The following is a 21,657-nucleotide window of genomic DNA, read 5'->3' as shown; positions in this document are numbered from 1 at the left end:
TTTTTATGTGCGATCAAAAGTATCGAATAACTTTTCATAATTAATTAATTAATTAATTAAGCTTTTGCTGGCGGAAAACACGATTTCCCATTTCAGACGCAATAAACATAATGATGAACAGCAATAGAAGTAGAATTGGAATCAAAAACATGCCAAATTGGGTGGCGATTAGACCTACAAGCAAGGGGGTTAAGGTAGCTCCTACATAAGCGCTTGCCATTTCAAGCCCAATCACACTTGGTGAGGCTTTTTCCCCAAAACGTTCTGGTGTTGCATGTACTATGCTTGGATAGACAGGTGCGCCACCAAAACCGATAATAAATAAGGCACTAGCCATAGCAGGGTAAGGAACAGGGGTAATGAGTATAATGAAACCTACACAGCCTATGATTCCGCCATAACGAATAAGGTCCTTGCTTGAGACATATGTCGATAAAAAGCCAGATACCAACCGTCCAATTATAATTCCGATAAAAAATATTGAGGAAAGCGCCGCTGCTGAAGAAGGTGAAAGTTGTTTGCTCTCAATTAAAAACGTTGCAATCCATAGGCTAACAGCCGCTTCTGTACCGTTGTAGCAGAGCATCGTTAACATAAACATTTTTACGCCAGGGATTCGAAAGGCCTCTTTATTACTTACAACCTTTGCTTCATCCCCATCAGCAGACTTTTCCTTCTCAAATATTTTCCACAAGGATAAAGTAAATAATAAAATAAGCACCAAAATTGTAAGCATTATAGCGATGGTTATAAAACCTGCGCGCCATTGGTTCCCATTTCTCAACCAGTATGACATCACAATGGGTCCAGTCATCGCACCTACACCCCAAAAGCAATGTAACCAGCTCATATGCTTTGCTTTAAAATGAAGGGCAACATAATTAGATAAAGCTGCATCTACACAACCTGCTCCTAATCCAAGTGGAATTGCTAACAGAATCAGATAGATGAAGGCATCCGAAAAAGATATGCCTGTTAAGGCAATTGCGGTAAGAAAAATACTACCAAGCGTAACTTTGCCCGTACCAAATTTGTGTAATAATTTGCTGGCAAATAAGCTGGAAATGACAGTGCCAGACGATACGGTTAATGAGATATACCCCGCCATCTCTGTGGTGGCACCGATATCCAGCCTCAATACAGACCAAGAGCTGCCCAATAGTCCATCAGGCAACCCGAGTCCTAAAAATGCAAGATAAATAATAACTAATAAAAAAGTGACCATGTTGTTCTCCTCAAAATATCCAATAATTAAGCCAGCATATTACAGCATCACAATGCTTAACTAGCTAGTATATAATTCTATGGGTATCTTGGAAATTAAGCTAGCTCTATTTTGCGCATTAATACTAAAATTTTGATGCGTTATAGCGTGTTATAGCCCTACAAATGTGCCGTAAATGAGGAAGCAGTTCAAAATGGTTAACGCAATTGCAATCGTCCATGCTAAATATTTCATCCAAGCTGGGTTAGCGAATTCCCCCATTAGCTTTTTGCTACTTGTAAAGATCGTTAATGGAATGATGGCAAAAGGAAGCTGAATACTTAAAAAGACTTGGGTGTATAGCAATAGCTTTTCGACTGCATCCTCTCTACCGCCGTAAATAATAACACAAATGATAACAGGCACGATAGCAAGCAAGCGCGTAATGATGCGACGTAGCCAAGTAGGCATTTTCATCTCGATGAAGCCCTCCATGACGATTTGCCCTGACAACGTACCTGTAATTGTTGAATTTTGTCCAGAAGCAAGCAATGCAACTGCAAACAAGGTGCTTAACAGCGGACTTGCAATGGCTCCAACGATCGCATTATCACTTAAAGCATTATAAAGGTCAGTAAAGCGCCCTAAATCACTTGTGGTTCCAAAAAATAATGCCGCTCCTAATATAAGCAATAAGCAGTTAATGACAAATGCGATGCTGAGCTGAATGTTGGAGTCAATGGTTGCAAAACGAACCGCTTCTCTTTTCCCTTCCGTATTTCGTTCAAATTGTCTTGTCTGCACAATTGAAGAGTGTAAATATAAATTGTGCGGCATAACCGTAGCCCCAATAATACCTAGCGCAAGAAGTAGCATATGTCCATTTGTTGCAATCTCAGTGCTTGGAATAAAACCACGTAATAGTGGGCCCATGCTTGGATTGGATAAGATCACTTCATATAAAAAAACGATAAAAATCGTTGCAATTAAGGTAGCAACAATGGCCTCAATTTTGCGAAACCCTACCCTAGTTAATAACAATAGAAGTAGCACATCAAAGGTTGTAATCAACACGCCAACTAAAAGTGGGATATGAAACAACAACTGGAGTGCGATGGCACCACCAATGACTTCTGCAATATCTGTCGCCATAATAGCAAGCTCAGTCAAAACCCATAAAACGATTGCCACGGGCTTCGTGGTTGCCTTCCTTGTTGCCTGCGCTAGATCCATGCCAGTCACGATACCTAGCTTCGCACACATGCCTTGTAAGAGCATAGCAATTAAATTAGATAATAATATGACGCTAAGTAGTGTGTAACCGAATTGGGAGCCCCCTTGAATGGATGTAATCCAATTGCCTGGGTCCATATAACCTACAGCTACTAATGCACCAGGACCACTAAAGGCAGCTAACTTTTTCCAAAAGCCTGCATTTTTAGGGAGAGAAACGGTATTATTAATTTCCTCAAGGCTTGCACCATTTGCTGAGGTAAATATTGCTGATTCTTCGTAGGCCGCTTCTTTACTTGATGTCATAGCCTTCATGATTTTTCCTTCTTTCTGTTAAAGCTATCTGTTAATTTATCTATTTTTAATTGTTCAATGTAGCAATGTAGTCATGATCTAATCATATTTTGCTCCTGTGCAACTTTTTTGTCAATAACTAATTATTTTTGTTTTTGCCAAAAAAAAGAACACCCCATCTACACCTATAACATAGGGAAGATGTCGTGTTCTTAAAATATGATGAAACACTAAATTCCGATACTGTATCTTGTGAAAGCACTATTTGCGATAATTTCCTCTGCCTCTTGTAACTGTAGCTTTAATTGCTCAAGACTAATTTGTCCATCTTGATAGCGCTTAATAATCTGGCTTTGTAGTTGTGTGGTTTGCACTTGTAGGGCATCATTGATGGAAGCTTGATTTTCAGTTGCGATATCTGCAAGCGATTGACCTTCTAATAGCTGATCGTACAATCGCTTGTCATCCTTGACACCAAGTGAAGCAAGCAACGGATCCTCACCGCCAGAGCCATCCACATTTCTTTCCTCTTGTCCGTATGGGTGAAGTACCTGTGCACTAACACGATATCCTGATACACCAGAGCTTAAACTGATTACCAATGCCATCGTACTCATAATAATAATATTTTTTATATTCATGTAAAGTAATCCTTTCCTCATCACTTCTAAGTATTTAAACAGATTGTTCTAAAAATAATCAGCACATCTATTATAGATACGATTGAAGTGATATGTAGTTTCAGTATTTTAAAAATCGAGCGGTTCACTGTTCTTTTGTTTAACTCCACTTCCAGCTATCTAACTTGCTTGTTATTAACATTAACTCATGAACATTAAATAAATATGAATAAATCCTATATTTTTGATGAAACATTTGCTGAACTGTGAACGTTAAAGGAATAGGCAAAAATTATTTTTAGATTATTGTTCCTATTCTGGAATTATAATTTATAATTAAGGTGGAAATAAGTGCCAATATGATGAGAGGGGCGGATAAGGTGAAGGCAAAGAAGCTATATGCTGCGCTTTTGGCAGGATCATTAGTCATTCCAGTTTTATTTCAGACACCAGTGGAAGCAGCACCTAAGAAGCAAATACCAATTACAATTAACATTAATGGAGACAAACTACCAACAGATGTTGATCCAATCATGATTAAAGGAAGAGTAATGCTGCCACTCCGTGCTATTTTTGAGCAGCTAGGAGCTTCAGTGTCATGGGAGCCTAAACAGCGGAAGATTACAGCATATAAAGATGGAGTTGAAATGATACTTTATCTAGACTCCAAAGTTGCGACCATCAATGGTACAAAAGTAAGTCTTGATGTAGCGCCACTAGGTTATAAAGCAAGAACGATGGTGCCTGTTCGCTTCGTAAGTGAGGCACTAGGACAAAGCGTGAGCTGGCAAACAAGTACGCGTACCGTAACGATCTTAACTACAGAAGATCCGGGAAATAACAATAATACACCACCAAGCAACAATACCATCAATCCAGTGCTTAATATTACTTTGAGTGATGTAGCTAATTATGGAGATGGCAGAGATTTACGTGTAAGCTTTGGGAAATCTACTACAGAATCTCTGGTACAAAGCTATAACGTATACATTGTAAAAGCTTCATCAGCAAATAACTTCAATATTACAAGTGCAACGCGGGCTACATCAGCAGGAAACTATACAAATATTTTAGCAACAGGAACAGACCCTTCAACGGTTTTAAGCTCTGGTGCTAAAGACGTTGATGGTGATTTAATTCGTAATGGTCAAAGCTATGTTGCTTATGTGCTTGCAGTAGGCAAAGGAAACATTAGCAATGTATTGTCCGCACGCTCTTCCCAAGTTACATTGACAAACGGTCAAAGCGTGGGTGTAGCTACAAATGTCGTGATGAGTGATGTGAGTGATTATGGTGATGGGCGTGATTTATCTGTAAGCTTTACGCGTCCTCAATTGGATAGCAATATTGCAAATTACCGTGTATTTATTGTTAAAACAAAAGATAGTAACACCTTTACACTTGCAAAAGCGGTTGGAGCTTCAAGTCAATATTATACTACTGTAAATAAATCGACGAGTTCTTCACTTAAAGTAACTCTTTCTTCTTCAGCAAGAGATACATCTGGCGATTTAATTAAAAACGGTGTGTCATATACTGCATTTGTGCTGTCAGTAAGTAATAATACGAATACGCTGGATCACAAGTTATCTAATCCTTCTTCAAGCTTAGTTTTAAACCAAGGTACATTAACAGCGCCAGCTATTACTAAAGTAGAGGATATTAGTGACTATGGGGATGGCAGAGACTTGCGTGTCAGCTTTAACAAAGTTTCCGATGAGTCCAGAATTTCTGGTTATCGTGTCTTTGTTGTGAAAAATAGCAAGCAAAGCAACTTTAATTTAAGTCAAGCCAATTATGTGTCTAGTGCAAACTATACGTCAGTAAATAAAACGAACTATAACCTTACTCAAACCTTGTCGTATAACACTAGGGATACAGATGGTGACCTCATTCGTAACAATATCAGCTATCGTGTATTTGTGATGGCAGTGGGCACAGGCACTTACAATGGAACTAATACATTGTCTAGTGCATCTAGTCTCATTACGTTAAATACAAATGCAGGGGCAGTAGAGCGTGTTTCTGGCTTATATGTAAATGATGTAGCGGATTATGGGGATGGACGTGATTTACAGGTTAGCTTTACTAAACTATATAATGAGAGCAATATTAGCGAATATCGAGTATTTGTTGTTCCGACCTATTATGGCAACTTTGATTTAAATCAAGCTAATTCTTTAAGCAGTTACTACTATACAAGCATCAGTAAACGGAACGCTAACATTACTCAAGTGTTGTCGTCTAGCGCAAGAGATGTGAGAGGGAATCTAATTCAAAATAACGTAGACTATCAAGTGTATGTAATGTCCGTAAGAAATAGCTACAGCAGTGGTGATAATGCGTTATCCTATGCTTCTTCTACCATCAGATTAGGTAACAATGCATCAGTAAGTGCAGTCACCAACTTATTAGTAGCCGATATAGCCGATTTTAGCGATGGACGTGATTTACAGGTTAGATTCTCACCAAGCAGTAACGAAAATAACTTAAGTCGCTATCAGGTTTATGTTGTGAAAACAAGCAAGGCAAATTCATTTAACTTAACTCAAGCAAATAGCAATCGATATTATACAACATTCTATAAAACGGGTTCTCAAGTTTCAGGAACACTTAACTCTGATGCTAGGGATACAGATGGTGACAGAATTCAACAAGGTGTACCGTATACTGTGTTTGTCTTGTCTGTGAGCAATAGTAATTCATCAGTAAATAATGTTTTATCTAATGGCTCATCATCGATCACATTAACAGATAGCTCCGTTGTGCAGGCTGTAAGCAACCTAAGCGCATCTATTAGTGGAAATACAGGTACATTTGGGGATATTAAGGTGAGCTTTACTAGACCAAGTAATGAGACCAATATTAACGAGTACCGGATTTTGGTTATTCCTTCATCAGAATCTTCTTATAACTATTCAGTAGATCAGGCTATTAATGTAGCATCTGGTAATTATACAAGACTTCCTGTAGGAACAACTAGTGGTGATGTTAATTCAAATGATATATTTGGAGCTTCAGCTGTAAGTGGCAAGACTTATGAGATAAGGGTCTTAACGGTTGGAAAAGATGGGAAGTATGCCTTGTCTAGAGCGTCCAATCAAATTATTATGAAGGCGCCACCTGTTCAAGAATTACCAACGGTTGCTCAAGTTGATGCTTCAAAAGTAAATGTTGTAGCTGATAATTCAACAGGAACAATCTCATTAAATGTTAGTTTTTCTGCACCAAATGATTCAAACATTAATTCTTTTACTGTGGTAGCTTTACCTTCAGCAAGTGGTACGTTACCTATTGATAATATTAAAAAGGGTTTCCAAGCTAATTTAAATGGGGATAAGTATTTTGCATTATTGACATCAGATATGAATGAACAAACTATTGATGTTACTAAACCCTATGATCTTTACATTGTTTCAAATGCGACAAGTGCTGCTAAATCATCTTTTACAAAATTGACTAATGTTGAAATAAAGACAGGTCAATAATAACTATAAAATAAGTAATATTTATAATATGGTTAACACCTAAAAGGGATTGTCTAAAATCAGTGTATACTGATTAGTAGATCAATCCCTTTTTTATAACTAAATTTGTATATTATAAATTGATTTTGAGACTCAGCTAGAAATAGTATTATTTTATACTAGCAAACCCAGCGAAGGAGCTGAGGGTGGTGGAAAACCAGTCTAGTGGTTGAAACCACCCTCTGCGACGTAGCTCTATAATAGCCCTAAATATTCTTTTATGCCGTCCACGATTGCTTGTGCTGCTCTATTTTGTCCATCCTCTGTGAACATAAAGCTCTCATCGGATAGATTACTCAAAAAGCCGACTTCCACCAAGCTTGCTGCCATTTTTGTTTCACGAATGACTTCGAAGTTTTGTTCTTTCACACGACGATCCTTTAAGCCCATTTGTTGTAATAGATGCTTATGAAGGATAGTAGCTAATTGCTTGCTACTCTCTCGTTTATACCAATACGTTTCTGTGCCATTTGCATTTGGTGATTCCAGAACACTATTACCATGAATAGATACAAATACATCAGCTTGGAGGTCATTAGCTAGCTTCACACGTTCAGGACGAGTTGGATAGGTGTCATCTACACGTGTCATATAAAGCTCAATGTTAGGCTCTTGAAGCAAAAGTGCCTGCACCTTTAAGCCGACCGCTAATGTGAAATCCTTTTCCTGCGTGTTTGAGATACCAGATGTCCCTGGATCTTTGCCTCCATGACCTGGATCAATTACAACGATATTCCGTCCATCGTTTCCGTAATTAGGTGTAGTTGGAGTAACCACTGGCGTCTGTGTTGGATCCGTTGAAGGTACTGTTGGTGTTGTAGGCTCTGTATTCGTAGGCTCCGTAGGCTTAGTTGTGCTAGGCTTCGACCCTTGTGATAAATTTGAATCATCTAGCTTAACAATTAATTGCTGTGACTTTGCATCCTGTGTCACTGTATAAGGTGTTGCTTCCGTTAAATCAAGCACAACGCGAACCTGATCAGGACTTTGTGTAAAGAGCGCATATCTCACGCCAGTTACAGTCGTAGGATCGGTAATATTTAGAGCCCCTTTTAAGCTTGCATCAAGTGGATGATCATTACTAAACGTATCCGAATAAGTCGTATTAGGAAGATCAACAATAATTCGCTCTGGATTACCAATCTTAGATACTGTTGGCTTCACATCACCGTCCCATGCTACATGTAATTCATTTTGAATCAGTTCCACCTTTTTAATATGGTTGACCTTGGTTACAGGTGGCTTATTTTGTGTAGAATTGGATGAGGTCGATGAACTTGGTTTGTTGCCTGAATCGCTAGGAGCTTCCTTTTCAGGTTGTGCCAAATGGACAATTTTGTTGGAATTATCCCATTTTACATCCAGTCCCATTTGCTCACTTACAAAGCGTAGTGGAACGATAGTGGATTGGTTTTGAATGATAGGCGCAACATTTAATAATACTTCCTTTTTGTTTACAACTGCTTGTTGCTGGTTTACCGTAAGTGCGATTGTTTTTCCTTCATTTTTGATGATAATTCCTTTTGTTTTAGGCTGCCATTCCACCTTGTATTTTAAATTTTCTGCGACAATACGAAGGGGAACCATGACGTTACCTTTAATATTTGCAACCTCAGTATTTTTAGCAAGGGCAAGCTCTTTGCCATCTAATATAATTTTGGTTTGTGTGGGTGCTTCTGCGGCTGCACTGTGATCAAAAGGAAATAACATAACTAATAGAAAACTAAATAACAATAAATATACCGTTTTTTTCATCATACACCTCGTTAATATCCGCTTTTTTCATGAAGATGTTTAACTAACTTTAATTTACAAAATACTACAATATAATAACGAAAATAGAGTCCCTTTTGTTGCCAAAAGTCTGAATTATGTCTAAATTATAGTTGATTATGATATTTTTCGAGATACTAGCAAGGTTTGCATCGCCTCACTATTTAAAGGCTTACTAAAATAATAGCCTTGAATTTGATCACAGCCATGTTTTTTCAGGAATTCAAACTGCTCGCACGTTTCCACACCTTCTGCTAATACGGTCATCCCTAGTGATTTACCTAATTGAATGATAGATAGTAATAAAGAGCTATCCCGACTTGAGTTAGGTGTACCATGGACAAATGCCCGATCAATCTTGAGTACTTGGAGGGGAAAAGCCTTCAAATAATAGATGGAAGAGTAACCTGTACCAAAATCATCGATCGATAAGGAAATCCCCTGACTTTGTAAAGAGTTTAGCTTTTCTTTGATCATTAGTGGTGTATTCAAAAGAGACTCGGTTACCTCTAATTCCAAGTATTGTGCTTCGAGTCCGGTTTGTTCAAGGACACTTTTTACTGTATTGACAAATTGTGGATGTCTAAATTGGATCGCTGAGACATTGACCGAGACAGACAGCTTAGGTAATCCTGCATCTTGCCATTTTTTATTTGTACGGCAAGCCTCCCATAACACCCACTCACCAAGCTGGACGATAAAACCCGTATCCTCCGCAATCGGGATGAAATTGTTAGGTGGGATTAAGCCAAGCTCAGGATCTTGCCAGCGAATTAAAGCCTCAAACCCGGTTAATTCCATCGTACTTGCATCGATTTTTGGCTGATAATATAATTCGAATTCCTCTTCTGCCAAAGCCTTAGGAAATTTCTTTTCAATATTAATCCGTTCTAGCAGCTTATCCATTAAATAATAATCAAAATAATGAGGACCATTGATTGCCTCTGCCTTCGCTTCCTTCATTGCCATTTCTGCATGTTTAATTAAAGAGGTCGTATCCTTGCTATCATCGGGAAATAAGCTGACACCCATGCCAAACCCAAGTGTGAGTTCTTCATTATTTAAAATATATGGTTTTTTTAATGCTTCATTTAGGTTGTGTGCAATCTCATGAATTTGTAGTGGATTAACGATATCGGAGATCAATACCATAAAATCATCTGCAAAGCTGCGACATATTGGCGTATCATCTGGAAATAATGTGCGTACCCGTTCAGCGACTAAATATAAAAGCTCATTTCCCGCATTTTCCCCATAGCTTTCATTAATGTAACGAAAACGATTGATGTTAAAGCGTAAAATAGCAGCAGTTGTATGGTTTGCTTCTGATTGCTCAAGCCTTCGTTTCGTAATTTCTTTAAAGCGGTTTGTATTTAATAGTCCAGTTAATGAATCAAAATAGGAGAGCTGCTGTATTTTCTGGTGGGAGGCCTGACGCTCCTCTACTTCTCCTGTGACATCAAATTGTAGACCTATAAAATAAATGGGTTTGCCATCCTCTACAAGCGGACTCAGAATAAACTGATTCCAGAAGGTGGTGCCATCTTTTCGATAATTTTTAATTGTTGCTGTTTCGGCTTTTCCGGTTTGGATCGCACGTTTAATAATTTTTAGATGCTCGGTGTCTGTTTCTTCTCCTTGTAGGAAACGGGGGTTTTTGTGTAATACCTCTTCCCGAGAATAACCTGTAATTTTCTCAAATCCTTGGTTTACATAAACTAAAGGATTGTCCTCAAGAGAAGGATCGGTGATGGCCATGCCGACCCCCATCATATCGATAGAGCGCAACAACGCGGAGGATTTAATGATAGCTTCAACATTGATGTTATTTTCATCTTTATCCACAGTAATAGCCTCCTCGAAATGAATACTCGAAATTATGTATCTATATTGTTATATGCTCACTTCAAAATATAAATCATACTCTCATCATACATGCGGTGGGTTTAGGAAATCAATGGGTTTCTGAATTAGTTGTCACAAAGTGACGAAACGTTAAATGTCTATATTTTAATTATCGGGAATTGTAGCGGATTGTGTGAGAACTAATATCTTTGTTGGTTGCTCGTATTTGTATATTTATTCATTAAGAATGATACTTTACGTGATATTCTTCATTCAAAAAATATAAAAAGAAGTGCTAATATAAATTAATTTCAGTCACATTAGTAAAATTTTATGCATTTCTTAACTTGTACAGCACACGTATTCATGAATGGGAGGCGTCAAATGGGAAAAGCAACAGGTTTTTTGGAGTACCATCGTCAGGTTCCAACTGAAGTAGATGTTGTAGAGCGAATTACGGGGTGGGCCGAGTTTTCAGTTCCACTACAGGAGGAGCAGCTTAGAACACAGGGTGCAAGATGTATGGATTGTGGCACTCCTTTTTGTCATGCCGGCAGAATCATATCAGGCATGGCATCTGGATGTCCAGTGCATAATCTTATTCCAGAATGGAATGACCTTGTATATCACGGGAATTGGAAAGAGGCGTTAAAAAGACTGCATAAAACAAATAACTTCCCTGAATTTACAGGTCGAGTATGCCCTGCACCATGTGAAGGTGCCTGTACAGTAGGGATGAATGGAAATCCTGTCTCGATAAAAAGCATTGAGAAGGCGATCATAGACAAAGGTTTTGCAGAGGGCTGGATTACACCTACAATTCCTGAAGCTAGAACTGGCAAAAAGATTGCAATCGTAGGCTCTGGTCCAGCAGGGCTTGCCTGTGGGGATCAATTAAATCAGGCAGGACATCAGGTGACTATATATGAACGGGCTGATCGAGTGGGTGGACTGCTAATGTATGGCATTCCTAATATGAAGCTAGATAAAGCAACTGTGCAAAGACGTGTAGATTTACTTGAAGCCGAGGGGATTACTTTTATTACAGGTACTGAAGTTGGAAAGGATATTTCAACTCAGCAGTTAAGTGATCAATATGATGCTGTTGTGTTATGTGGGGGAGCTACAGTTGCACGTGATTTAAATGTTGAAGGTCGAGAGCTAGAGGGGATTCACCAAGCGATGGAGTTTCTAACAGGAACTACACGTAGCTTACTAGACTCAAGACTAGAGGATCACAATTATATTTCAGCTAAGGGGAAACATGTTGTTGTCATTGGAGGTGGCGATACAGGTACAGACTGCGTAGCTACCGCGATTCGTCAAGGTTGTCTCAGTGTGAAGCAATTAGAGATTATGCCTGAGCTTCCTGAGACAAGACAAGCGAACAATCCTTGGCCTGAGTATCCGAAAGTATTAAAACGAGACTACGGACAGCAGGAGGCTACAACTCTGTATGGACATGACCCTCGTCATTACTTAACCTCAACACAACAATTTATTGGCAATGCTGAGGGACAAGTGACAGGGGTGAAGGTAAGTCATATTGAGTGGCAACAGGGGAGCAGGTTTCCAACTGAGGTGGAAGGCAGCGAGCAAGTGCTCGACGCGGATCTTATATTGTTGGCTCTTGGTTTCACTGGTCCAGAGGAAACGATGTTTGCTGAGTTAAATATCGAACGACACTCACCACATCAGCATCAAGGGCAGGGCGATAAGGTTAGCTACACCACCTCCGCACCGAGTGTATTTGTAGCTGGGGATATGCGACGTGGACAAAGCTTAGTCGTATGGGCGATTCATGAGGGCAGACAGGTCGCACACGAGGTCGATTGTTATTTGATGGGGAGCTCACAGTTAGGGCAATAAGAAAAAGATAAGGCTACTATTATATATAATAAAAAAGTGATCCCTAATTTTTAGAGATCACTTTTTTATCTTTGGGCATTTATTTTTTGTTGATTGCTGGATTTTACTTTGTGCATCTATGATTTCAATTGAATCTGATCAGATTCGTTTTGCATTTGCGCTAATTGAGCAACAATTTCCTGTTGCCACGTAGAATCACCAAGACTAGTTGCCAAATTCAACAAATCTAAATAATCATCAATTTGTAGATAGGCTTTTTGGCGAGTGGATAATCTCATGGGCACGTCTCTCCTTCAATAATGATAATCATTATCAACTTTATATTATTATGCACAATAAAAGATAAAAAGTAAATAAAAACCTTAAAAAAAAGTAAACTTACACCGATATTTGTGATAACTAACATTGACATGACTGTATAAAAAGCAAAAAGAGCATATTATAGAAAGAAGGGGATATTTAAAATTTTAGGAGGTTCTATGGAAACAGAAGCATTGTTAAAGGTCGAACAATTAGCTTTGAAAAAATTCAATATTTTTAAGCATAACCCATTGCACTATTTAGCAAGAGCAATGCTTGCAAGTATGTTTATTGGATTTGGGGTCATTGTGGCATTTAAGACAGGTAACTTCTTTTACATGGAAAAATCTCCGTTTGCATATCCAATGGCAGCGATTACATTTGGTGCTGCGATTATTTTAATTTCGTATGGCGGTGGTGATTTATTTACAGGTAACACGTTTTATTACACTTATGTAGCACTCAAGAAGAAGCTACGGTGGCGTGAAGTGATAAAGTTGTGGGGCTTTAGCTATTTAGGTAACATTTTAGGTGCATGTGCGTTTGCTTTGTTAATTTTTTTAACAGGTTTATTTGCAGATGCCTCTGTAAATACGTTTTTACTTGATGTTGTTGAGCATAAAATGAGCTATCCTATCCTCCCTCTATTCTTCCGTGCTATTTTGTGTAATTGGCTCGTGTGTCTTGCCTTTTTTGTGCCGATGTTTATGCAGGGCGATGGAGCAAAAATGTTTGCGATGATGTTGTTTGTATTTTGCTTCTTTATTTCGGGTTATGAGCACAGTATTGCCAATATGTGTACCTTTGCAATCGCGCTAGTATTAGAACATTCTGAGGCTATTTCATGGGGTGGAGTGCTTCACAATTTAATTCCAGTTACGATTGGGAATTTGATTGGCGGTAGTGTACTTATGGGTGTAATGTATAACTATGTAAATCGCTAAATTTTATTAAAGTAATTAATGGAATTCATTAGTATGATAAAATTAAGTATAGTAGGGAGTTATTGCATCCTCATTCATCCAACGTAAAACAGTGTCAATTTCTAATAGAAAAATGGTGCTTGCCTCGTTCTTATATTTCAAGAAGGGAGGGATTCAGCTTGAAGATTACTACGATATTGGATGCAATCCCCTCGTGGGCGGAAGTGTCGGTAACAATCGTGGGAATTGCTATTTTTATGGCGGTCATTTGGATTGCATATAAAAGAATAGCAACCTCGAACAGACTTGCCGGCGCTCAGCCCACAGAGGATAAGCAAGATCAATCTCAAATATTTATGTGGATGGTACATAAGGATAAGCAAATTTTAAAAGTAAATGATTATTCGCTTCAACTGTTAGGCATTGAGCAACAAAGGGTGACAGGGATGAAATATGACAACATCCCTTCACTATACGAACAGCATCCCAGGTTTATCGATTTGCTAGACGCGATAATCGCTGCAAATCGAGAGGGGCATAGCTCGATCACATTTAATAACAACAAGGATGGCAAAGCAACTAAGCTTGTCTTTCGAGTAAGCCTAAGTCAAAATGCCAGCTCTGAACAAGTTTATACGTTGTATGGGCTAGATATTACAGACATAGATTTAGAGGCGGATCTGGCTTTTAAAGAGGTAAGTGCTACCGCCCAGCTATCAACTGAGAAGAGATCACTGGATATAAACGAACCAAAGGAAGTAAAAGAACTAAAGGAACTAAACACCGTCCCTAATCGACCCTATCTACTGCAAAAAATTAAAGCCTATCTTGAGCAGGATCAAGGTGATGCAGCCCTGTTTTTTATCGACAGTGATAATTTTAAGTATGTTAATGATACGTTAGGCCATGCCTGTGGTGACCAATTGATGGAGCTCATTAGGGGAAGATTAAGTCAGTTCTTTGGTCAAAAGGGTCAAATCTTTCATTTAGGTGGAGATAAATTTATTATCTTTTTGAACCAATTTCAGTCCAAAAGTGAGGTAGTCAAGTGGATTGAGCATATGCTGTGGGGCTTTAGACAACCCTTTGCCGTAATGGAGCATGAAGTGTACGTGACGCTCAGCATTGGCGTTTCCTTTTATCCTGAAAATGGGGATTCAGAAGAGGAATTATTTAAAAATGCGGAGCTAGCTATGTATAGAGCCAAGGAGCAGGGGAAGGATCGATTTGTTATTTTTGAACCTGCATTATTAAAGGCTTTTAATGATCGATACACGATCGAAAAGCATTTGCGTAAAGCGATCAAAAAGCAGGAATTTGCGGTCCATTATCAGCCGCAGGTTTGCTTAAAAACAGGGAAAATTCTTGGGGTAGAGGCTCTCATTCGTTGGCATAGTGCAGAGTTAGGTACAGTGTCTCCTGCTACGTTTATCAAAGTGGCGGAGGATAGTCGTTTAATTATCGAAATTGGTGAATGGGTGCTGAGAGAGGCATGTCAATTTGGTAAGAAAATAAATGATTTGTATGGACTTTCGCTTAAAATGTCTGTGAATGTTTCATTGCTACAGGTTTTACATGATGGTTTTATTGATATGGTTGGGGGGATTTTAGCGGAAACGGGGCTACAAGCACAGCAGCTTGAGCTAGAAATTACGGAGTCTGTTTTTATGGAGTCCTTTGATCTTCTTTTATGGAAGCTGGAGTTGTTAAAGTCTCGGGGCGTTCATTTTGCCTTGGACGATTTTGGGACAGGTTATTCTTCCCTGAGTTATTTAGAGCGGATGCCAATTTCAACCTTAAAAATTGACAAAACCTTTATCGAACAAGTGACCAGTTCCTATGTGGATCATCAGCATACATTAGCTAAATCTATTGTTTTAATTGGACGGAATCTAGGGTTAGTTGTTGTTGCAGAGGGGATTGAGACACAGGAACAGCTTGAATATGTAAAACGGGCAAAATGTGATCTTATCCAAGGTTATCTGCTCAGCAAGCCGCTAACGGAAACAGAGCTTAGTCATTTACTAGAGAAAGAAATAGTGTATGATGTTTAGCGGGAGGAATGTAGATGAAACCAATTATACTAGATGTAGATACAGGTGTGGATGATGCGTTAGCAATTGCTTATGCTGTTCATTCACCAGAATTAGACTTACTTGGCGTTACTACGTGTTTCGGAAATATTCCTGTAGCGGATGCTTCACGAAACTCGTTAGCTGTGCTTGAAGCATTAGGCGTTGATGTGCCTGTGATTCAAGGCGCAGCAGAAACTTTGGTCCGTGGTGAAAAGTCACGTTATTCTCGCCATGTACATGGGCAAAACGGAATTGGTAATGTTGAATTGTCACAACCCATAAAAAGTATCGTACCTGAGATGCACGCTATTGATTACTTGATCGAGCAAATATATAAAAGACCCCATGAAATAACCATTGTGGCGGTAGGACCGTTAACAAATATTGCTCTTGCTATTCAAAAAGACGCTAAGATAGCCCCCTTAATCAAGGAAATTATCATTATGGGTGGAGCTGTTAACGTACCTGGTAATGTGACACCTTATGGGGAGGCCAATATCGTTGCTGACCCTGAAGCCGCTGCGTTTGTTTTTTCCTCGGGTGCAAATGTAGTATTGGTTGGACTTGATGTTACGCTACAAACGTTGCTTCCACGTGCTGAAATTAAGAAATGGCAACAAAGTGACGAGCAAGCTACTGCACTACTAGGAAAGATGACCGACTTTTATATCGGGGCTTATGAACAGATGTATCCTGGTATTGGAGGTTGTGCTTTGCATGATCCGCTTGCGATTGGCGTAGCAATTAATTCTAGCTTTGTGACCACAGAGCGTATGGATATTACAGTCGTGACAGAAGGAGAAAAAACAGGTCAAACGATCGGTGTTCCTTCACCTTCTGCAACTGTTCAGGTTTGCGTTGCCGTCGATCATGTTGCTTTTGTACAGCATTTTTTAGAGCGTATTAGCTAATGCTTATCCGTGTCTTTAAGGAAAGCTGTGATGGGCATGGATGCCGCACCAAGTGCAGTTGAGCGAAGTCCAAGCTTGGCAAAAGTAACGGCTGACTTTTTACGGTGGTACGATAAGCTTCGATTTTCAATCGTGTTTAACATCGGTTCTTCTAGCAGGTTACCTGCTAAGGAGAGCCGACCCCCAATAATCATCAACTCTGGATTTAATACATTCACTAAATTGGCAAGACCTACACCTAAGTGTGTTCCTACCTCTTCAAATAGCTCAAGTGCAGCCTTGTCACCTGCTTGTGCAAGTGCAATCAACTCATCAATCGTAATTTCCATTCCCGATTGTCCTAGTCGTTTCGTTGCTTTATCTAGCAATGCTTTTTCTGAAGCTAACGTCTCCCAGCAGCCATGATTGCCACAGCGACAAAGCGGGCCTTCTTCGGTTACCGTCATATGTCCAACTTCTCCAGAAAAGTTAGATGTACCCCGATATAATGAGCCATTTACGAGTATTCCTGCACCAATCCCTACCCCAATGCTTAAATAAATTAAGTTGTCACTTTCTTTGCCTGCCCCATATAAGCGTTCGCCAATCGCCCCTGCATTAGCTTCATTATCGATATAGACAGGGTAATCTATATATTGCTCCAATGAAGTTTTTAGAGAAAAGTTATCCCAACCCAAATTGGGTGTAGATACAACATGGTGTTGCTCATCGACTAAGCCAGGTACACCAATCCCAATACCGATAACCCCATAAGGGGAAGGAGGGGCTTCGTTACCTAGCGCTTTAATTTGCTTAGCAATTTCAGGAATGATGTCATCAGGCTCTATCGAAGTAATGGCGATCGTTAAGTCCTTAATGACCACCCCTTCTAAATTTACAAGCACAAAATACACATGATGTATCCGAATATCTACACCAATCGCGTACCCTGCATTGCTATTAAAAAGGAGTAGTGTAGGCTTACGTCCTCCACTTGATGCACCAGGTCCAATCTCATTGACAAGTTGACTCTGAATAAGCTCTAATACGAGCGAGGACACTGTTGCTTTATTTAACCCAATCGTACTTGAAATGTCACTGCGGGACAAAGGCTGACATTGCCTTATTGTATCCAGCACGATCGTTTTATTCATTTTTTTGATCAATTGCTGGTCTCCCGTAATCTTCATAATACTGCCTCCGATTCTTTTCACTTTCATGCTTGCTATCATAGCACACTGTATGTACTTCGTTTACTGCTAATTTGTTGTTAGGGTGATAAAAAGCTAGGAATTGACCCCGTTTAGTGTAAACGAAATCAATTCCCATATGTGTCTGAATGGTGGAGCTATTGATGAACAAACTGTTTATATACTACTGTTTAAAAGCTGATAAATTCTTTCGGCAATTACAATCGCTTGCTCTCTTGTTGTAGATTGCTTAGGTTGGATTTGCTCGCCAATTCCTTGGATGATGCCAGTCGCATTAAAACTCTTTAAGGCTTCTGTCGCATAACCTGAGATTGTGTCTAAATCCTTGTATTGCTTTTGCCATTGAGACGCTTGATCAGGTAACGTCAACTTAGCCACCTTTAACACATTATTCAGCATTATTGCCATGTCTTGACGTTGTAGAGATTGCTCTGGGTTAAAAAGCTTACTTCCATTACCAGCAACAATACCTAAATGAAACGCTTTGGTTACATATTGGTTGTTTATATCACTAAAAGGAGAAGGCAGGATAGTCATTTCAATACGATCTTCTGTATTCTCAGAGCCTACCTCTTTTCTTTCCTTATCTTCATTGTCAATTGTGCTGTGTGCGGTGTCATCAGCCTTCGTGTTGCTCGTATTGCCTTGCAGGTCTTGCTGAGTAAGTGTTAGCTGCTCATAGAGTCGTACACTAATTTCTGCAAACTCTGCACGTGTAATATTTTTACGATATAGACCTATTAAGCTGTCGCCTACTAACTGATGCTCCTTGGCTTGGCTTACTTCCTTTTGCGCCCAACTGCTTGCAATATTGACACTATCATTTTGATATAACCACGCCTCTGTGCCGAGTAAAATAAATCCATTTCTAAATGGCTTAATCTGAATGACATTCGTATTCGTAGTGGCTACTGATATCTTACTCCATTTCTTCAAATCAGGAGAGGTGTACACGGTAAATGTCTTGTTATTATTATAATTGTAGCCTGTAGCGATATATTCTGAGCCGTTGTAAGCGATGTTATCTACTTTAATTTCGGCTTTATTACCCGCAATGCTGATTTTACTACTTGTCCATTTGATGCCATCTTTTGACGTGAAAATGAGATTGTCTATTGCATGGACGAACTGCTTGCCATCCCAAATCGCGCCATATCCGCTATAAGGCGAGTGTCCACTAGACAATCCCTTCCAGCTTAGTCCACCGTCCGTTGACACAACAGAAGTATTACCTCCGCCATAAATGGTAGTCCCATTGGTTGCAAGAAATTCAACAGGCCGCTCGCCACTAATCGATTTTTCAATATTTTGCTTTTTTGCAGCGGTAAATATATTTAGATCCTTAGACACTAAAAAAGTATTTGGACCAGGGGTAGAAAAGCCACTTGCATTTTTGCTACGATCTTGGGCAACTAGAACATATTGCTTACCTGTATACACAATATCCTGTAAATCATATTCCTTGGCAGGATTCGGATGAGGGATAGGGTGTATTTTCCAGACAGTCGCATCCGTTGAGGTCAACACGTTGTAAGACGTAATCGCTACAAACTGCTTGCCATCCCACAACAATTGCTTCACATCACTAACCCCATCATATAGGGTACCATCTGCTGTTTGAAGCTGCGTCTCTACAGTTTCCCAGTTTACCCCATCTACTGATTTGTAACCTACAAGGTCACCGTAGGGGAAAAAGAAAACAAATTCACCATTAGAAGCGATGCCTCCGGTGCGGGTGTTCGGAATGGAATCAGGACCGTTTGACCACACCTTTTTCAGCGTGCCTGCTTCATTAGCGCTAACAGTTGTAGAGACTAAAGGAACAATTATTAAAAGAGAAGTGATGATTGCAATCAATCGAGTGGTAAGTTTATGTATCGTAAACGCCTCCATTTTTTGTGGTTAATACTGCCTTGGGCTGTGTTTAGTGTAAGATACATTGGAAATTTTGTAAAATGAAAAAGTGATTTTAAGTCAGGCTCTATTTAGAAATTAATACTTGCCAACGACTGGAGGATGGTAGCTACGTTCCAGAGAGTTCTTGCGATTGTTGTTAAAATCAGATTCCTTATATTGAAGTAATTTTATTGGTGGAATTTGATTTTAAGAGACATTCTTCAGAATCTCTCTGTCTCTTCGCTAGTGTGGGTTAGCGGTCAAGTATTGATTTTCAAGATAGAGCCTTAAGTAATGAGCTTTACAAAACGAGAGTAGTCAAAAGACATCACTGTACAACATGTCAATATTGATTTGTTCTTTGGCGCGGTAGAGGTGAATGATTCTGCTAACGCAGAACTGCTATATGCTTCAAGAGAAAGTACAGCTGGAGGACTAGTCGTTGTAGGCGGTGGTACAAAAAGATTGATTGGGCTGTGAGATAAACGGGGTATGGGCTTCTGATATTGACGAAACGAATATTCCGGGCTTGCTGAAAAAAGGAAAATACAGTGGAATTGCTGAAAGAGAGGGAGCTTACAATTTAGCCAGTACCTGTTCATCTCGCCCAATTGGATTGGGCTTTTTACTACAGGAGGTTACGTCACGACAGTAAATCTATTATTGAACAAGTTCAAAATCAAGTGTGGTTTATTCGAATAATAACAGTGCGTCTGTAAATAGCACAATATGTCACTTTTCACGCCGGATGCATTTCAAGTAAGTAAAGGTAAATATCCCAATAGTGCCTAAAGATGTATTTTAATATTTGTTTAATCCAAAATACCTAAATATAAACTACTATTTTAAATAATTGGTAGAAAGATGTATAATAGAGTCGAATCGGCCGATTCTAAATTTGATAGAAGGATGGGAGAAAATGAAGCTTAAAAAGTTACTTACAGTTCTTTTGACTTCAATGTTACTACTTACTCTGTCAACATCGGTATTTGCTAGGGAGATAACACCTACAGCAGTAGGGGTAGGTGACACAAGGAATGATGCCATTTCATTATTTTTCCAGAATGGTAGTAATAGGGCTGAATATTCTCTATTTTTGCAGTCCAATAGTGATCAAGACTGGTTTAAGTGGACGAATACCACTGATAAAACGAGATTCGTTAGAATTGAATGCCTAAGTGATGATAGAAGTACTCCCAATAGATTAGGGATTCAATATGAATATAACAACCGGTATCTTTCTACTCTGATGTATGCAGATACATCAGGAATAAGTTCTAGTCATATTATGAATAATGTAGCAGTACCTCCAGGGGCGACTATTTATATGGTTATAGATGCTCCAAATTTATATGGTATGCAGCAATATAAATTTAACTTTTTTGATTTTGGAAGTCTGTAAAGATATAAGAACTTCATAAAAGATGGTTATGCCCTCTAGCTGATAGAGGGCTATTTTGTTTGGGAAGAAGAAATGAGATGCATGTCACTTTTATCCAATAACTCCTGCTGAGTTTAAAACAATTACAGGCAAAAATTATAAGTAACACACGTAGCGCCTAACGGAGTAATTTTTATGCTAGGAAATTTCCTTACGGAATGAGACCAAGAAGTTAACATAGTAGTAGGATAGCACTTGATCTAAGCCTGGAAATGACACCTAAAATTATCAGTACAGGGGGAAGTTATAGCCAATTTCACTCGAAAGTTTGAAAATGAAGTAGACTGTTTTTAAAAATGAATTGGTGGACTTTAAAAAACAACTAGCCCAAATTAACGATGCCTTACAGGCACTAGAAAAATAAAATGTAAGATAGCTATCCCACATTTTTTCTTACATGTTTTATGTTTTTTATGTTAAGATAAGAATAGAAATAAGGACGATCCGCCCGACCGTCCTCAGTACAAACAACTTGAGTGGGATTACCCCTCCAAGAATTATCAGTTAATGAAGAAGTGACCCTCACAGGCGGAGATGAAGTGCTCCCTGTCAAGTA

16 protein-coding genes are annotated in these 21,657 nt (G+C 39.1%); 8 read left to right on the top strand and 8 right to left on the bottom strand.

Annotation, left to right across the window (positions count from 1 at the left end):
* Positions 1-52 precede the first annotated feature (52 nt).
* The 3 genes from ABE099_RS11505 to ABE099_RS11495 form a co-directional block, all read right to left on the bottom strand.
* On the bottom strand, positions 53-1,225 hold the full coding sequence (locus tag ABE099_RS11505) for an MFS transporter (protein WP_430030637.1): 1,173 nt from the start codon (positions 1,223-1,225) through the stop codon (positions 53-55).
* Positions 1,226-1,375: 150 nt separating this feature from the next.
* Positions 1,376-2,743: an Nramp family divalent metal transporter gene (locus tag ABE099_RS11500; protein WP_430031093.1), complete on the bottom strand. Its 1,368-nt coding sequence runs from the start codon at positions 2,741-2,743 to the stop codon at positions 1,376-1,378.
* A gap of 218 nt (positions 2,744-2,961) precedes the next feature.
* Positions 2,962-3,372, bottom strand: coding sequence for a hypothetical protein (locus ABE099_RS11495; protein ID WP_430030634.1), 411 nt, complete (start codon positions 3,370-3,372; stop codon positions 2,962-2,964).
* A gap of 341 nt (positions 3,373-3,713) precedes the next feature.
* On the opposite strand from ABE099_RS11495, the gene ABE099_RS11490 reads away from it, so the two are divergent.
* Positions 3,714-6,839 (top strand): stalk domain-containing protein, encoded by a 3,126-nt coding sequence (locus tag ABE099_RS11490; protein WP_430030631.1) that lies wholly within the window; start codon positions 3,714-3,716, stop codon positions 6,837-6,839.
* A gap of 234 nt (positions 6,840-7,073) precedes the next feature.
* Here the strand turns inward: ABE099_RS11490 and ABE099_RS11485 are convergent, their stop codons facing one another.
* On the bottom strand, positions 7,074-8,633 hold the full coding sequence (locus tag ABE099_RS11485) for an N-acetylmuramoyl-L-alanine amidase (RefSeq protein ID WP_430030628.1): 1,560 nt from the start codon (positions 8,631-8,633) through the stop codon (positions 7,074-7,076).
* Positions 8,634-8,768: 135 nt separating this feature from the next.
* Positions 8,769-10,496 carry a putative bifunctional diguanylate cyclase/phosphodiesterase gene (locus ABE099_RS11480; RefSeq protein ID WP_430030625.1) on the bottom strand — a complete coding sequence of 576 codons (1,728 nt, stop codon included), beginning with the start codon at positions 10,494-10,496 and terminating at the stop codon, positions 8,769-8,771.
* Between the two features lie 384 nt (positions 10,497-10,880).
* Here ABE099_RS11480 and ABE099_RS11475 point away from each other — a divergent pair, with 384 nt between their 5' ends.
* Positions 10,881-12,365 (top strand): glutamate synthase subunit beta, encoded by a 1,485-nt coding sequence (locus tag ABE099_RS11475; RefSeq protein ID WP_430030622.1) that lies wholly within the window; start codon positions 10,881-10,883, stop codon positions 12,363-12,365.
* Between the two features lie 116 nt (positions 12,366-12,481).
* On the opposite strand, the gene ABE099_RS11470 is transcribed toward ABE099_RS11475, so the two are convergent.
* Positions 12,482-12,643, bottom strand: coding sequence for a hypothetical protein (locus ABE099_RS11470; protein ID WP_210089659.1), 162 nt, complete (start codon positions 12,641-12,643; stop codon positions 12,482-12,484).
* Between the two features lie 201 nt (positions 12,644-12,844).
* Between ABE099_RS11470 and ABE099_RS11465 the strand changes: the two genes are divergently transcribed.
* The 3 genes from ABE099_RS11465 to ABE099_RS11455 all read left to right on the top strand — a co-directional run bounded on the left by ABE099_RS11465 (position 12,845) and on the right by ABE099_RS11455 (position 16,574).
* Positions 12,845-13,609, top strand: coding sequence for a formate/nitrite transporter family protein (locus tag ABE099_RS11465; RefSeq protein WP_430030619.1), 765 nt, complete (start codon positions 12,845-12,847; stop codon positions 13,607-13,609).
* Positions 13,610-13,767: 158 nt separating this feature from the next.
* Positions 13,768-15,642, top strand: coding sequence for a putative bifunctional diguanylate cyclase/phosphodiesterase (locus tag ABE099_RS11460; protein WP_430030616.1), 1,875 nt, complete (start codon positions 13,768-13,770; stop codon positions 15,640-15,642).
* A gap of 14 nt (positions 15,643-15,656) precedes the next feature.
* Positions 15,657-16,574 (top strand): nucleoside hydrolase, encoded by a 918-nt coding sequence (locus ABE099_RS11455; RefSeq protein WP_430030614.1) that lies wholly within the window; start codon positions 15,657-15,659, stop codon positions 16,572-16,574.
* Here the strand turns inward: ABE099_RS11455 and ABE099_RS11450 are convergent.
* Both ABE099_RS11450 and ABE099_RS11445 read right to left on the bottom strand, forming a co-directional pair.
* The gene (locus tag ABE099_RS11450) at positions 16,571-17,743 is read right to left on the bottom strand and encodes an ROK family protein (RefSeq protein ID WP_430030612.1); all 1,173 of its coding nucleotides are present in this window, start codon (positions 17,741-17,743) and stop codon (positions 16,571-16,573) included. The genes ABE099_RS11455 and ABE099_RS11450 overlap by 4 nt on opposite strands.
* A 177-nt stretch (positions 17,744-17,920) precedes the next feature.
* Positions 17,921-19,657 (bottom strand): S-layer homology domain-containing protein, encoded by a 1,737-nt coding sequence (locus ABE099_RS11445; RefSeq protein WP_430030609.1) that lies wholly within the window; start codon positions 19,655-19,657, stop codon positions 17,921-17,923.
* Positions 19,658-20,014: 357 nt separating this feature from the next.
* Here ABE099_RS11445 and ABE099_RS11440 point away from each other — a divergent pair, with 357 nt between their 5' ends.
* The 3 genes from ABE099_RS11440 (at position 20,015) to ABE099_RS11430 (ending at position 21,062) form a co-directional block, all read left to right on the top strand.
* Complete coding sequence (locus ABE099_RS11440) at positions 20,015-20,140, top strand: hypothetical protein (protein WP_430030606.1); 126 nt, start codon at positions 20,015-20,017, stop codon at positions 20,138-20,140.
* Positions 20,130-20,315, top strand: a complete 186-nt coding sequence (locus ABE099_RS11435; RefSeq protein WP_430030602.1) for a hypothetical protein — start codon at positions 20,130-20,132, stop codon at positions 20,313-20,315. Before ABE099_RS11440 ends, ABE099_RS11435 begins: the two co-directional genes overlap by 11 nt.
* A 264-nt stretch (positions 20,316-20,579) precedes the next feature.
* Positions 20,580-21,062 (top strand): hypothetical protein, encoded by a 483-nt coding sequence (locus tag ABE099_RS11430; protein WP_430030599.1) that lies wholly within the window; start codon positions 20,580-20,582, stop codon positions 21,060-21,062.
* Positions 21,063-21,657: the final 595 nt, after the last annotated feature.

This window comes from Paenibacillus turicensis, assembly GCF_050461185.1.
Classification (GTDB): Bacteria; Bacillota; Bacilli; order Paenibacillales; family Paenibacillaceae; genus Fontibacillus; species Fontibacillus turicensis_A.
The sequence above is the reverse complement of the archived record's forward strand: the minus strand, read 5'-3'. Positions and strand labels throughout refer to the sequence as shown.

Excerpts from the sequence above, each read along its gene's own strand:
- ABE099_RS11500 (WP_430031093.1), bottom strand. The coding sequence starts at position 2,743 with ATGACATCAAGTAAAGAAGCGGCCTACGAAGAATCAGCAATATTTACC.
- ABE099_RS11445 (WP_430030609.1), bottom strand. The coding sequence starts at position 19,657 with ATGGAGGCGTTTACGATACATAAACTTACCACTCGATTGATTGCAATC.
- ABE099_RS11455 (WP_430030614.1), top strand. The coding sequence starts at position 15,657 with ATGAAACCAATTATACTAGATGTAGATACAGGTGTGGATGATGCGTTA.
- ABE099_RS11505 (WP_430030637.1), bottom strand. The coding sequence starts at position 1,225 with ATGGTCACTTTTTTATTAGTTATTATTTATCTTGCATTTTTAGGACTC.
- ABE099_RS11490 (WP_430030631.1), top strand. The coding sequence starts at position 3,714 with ATGAGAGGGGCGGATAAGGTGAAGGCAAAGAAGCTATATGCTGCGCTT.
- ABE099_RS11470 (WP_210089659.1), bottom strand. The coding sequence starts at position 12,643 with ATGAGATTATCCACTCGCCAAAAAGCCTATCTACAAATTGATGATTAT.
- ABE099_RS11485 (WP_430030628.1), bottom strand. The coding sequence starts at position 8,633 with ATGAAAAAAACGGTATATTTATTGTTATTTAGTTTTCTATTAGTTATG.
- ABE099_RS11465 (WP_430030619.1), top strand. The coding sequence starts at position 12,845 with ATGGAAACAGAAGCATTGTTAAAGGTCGAACAATTAGCTTTGAAAAAA.
- ABE099_RS11495 (WP_430030634.1), bottom strand. The coding sequence starts at position 3,372 with ATGAATATAAAAAATATTATTATTATGAGTACGATGGCATTGGTAATC.
- ABE099_RS11475 (WP_430030622.1), top strand. The coding sequence starts at position 10,881 with ATGGGAAAAGCAACAGGTTTTTTGGAGTACCATCGTCAGGTTCCAACT.
- ABE099_RS11450 (WP_430030612.1), bottom strand. The coding sequence starts at position 17,743 with ATGAAGATTACGGGAGACCAGCAATTGATCAAAAAAATGAATAAAACG.
- ABE099_RS11430 (WP_430030599.1), top strand. The coding sequence starts at position 20,580 with ATGAAGCTTAAAAAGTTACTTACAGTTCTTTTGACTTCAATGTTACTA.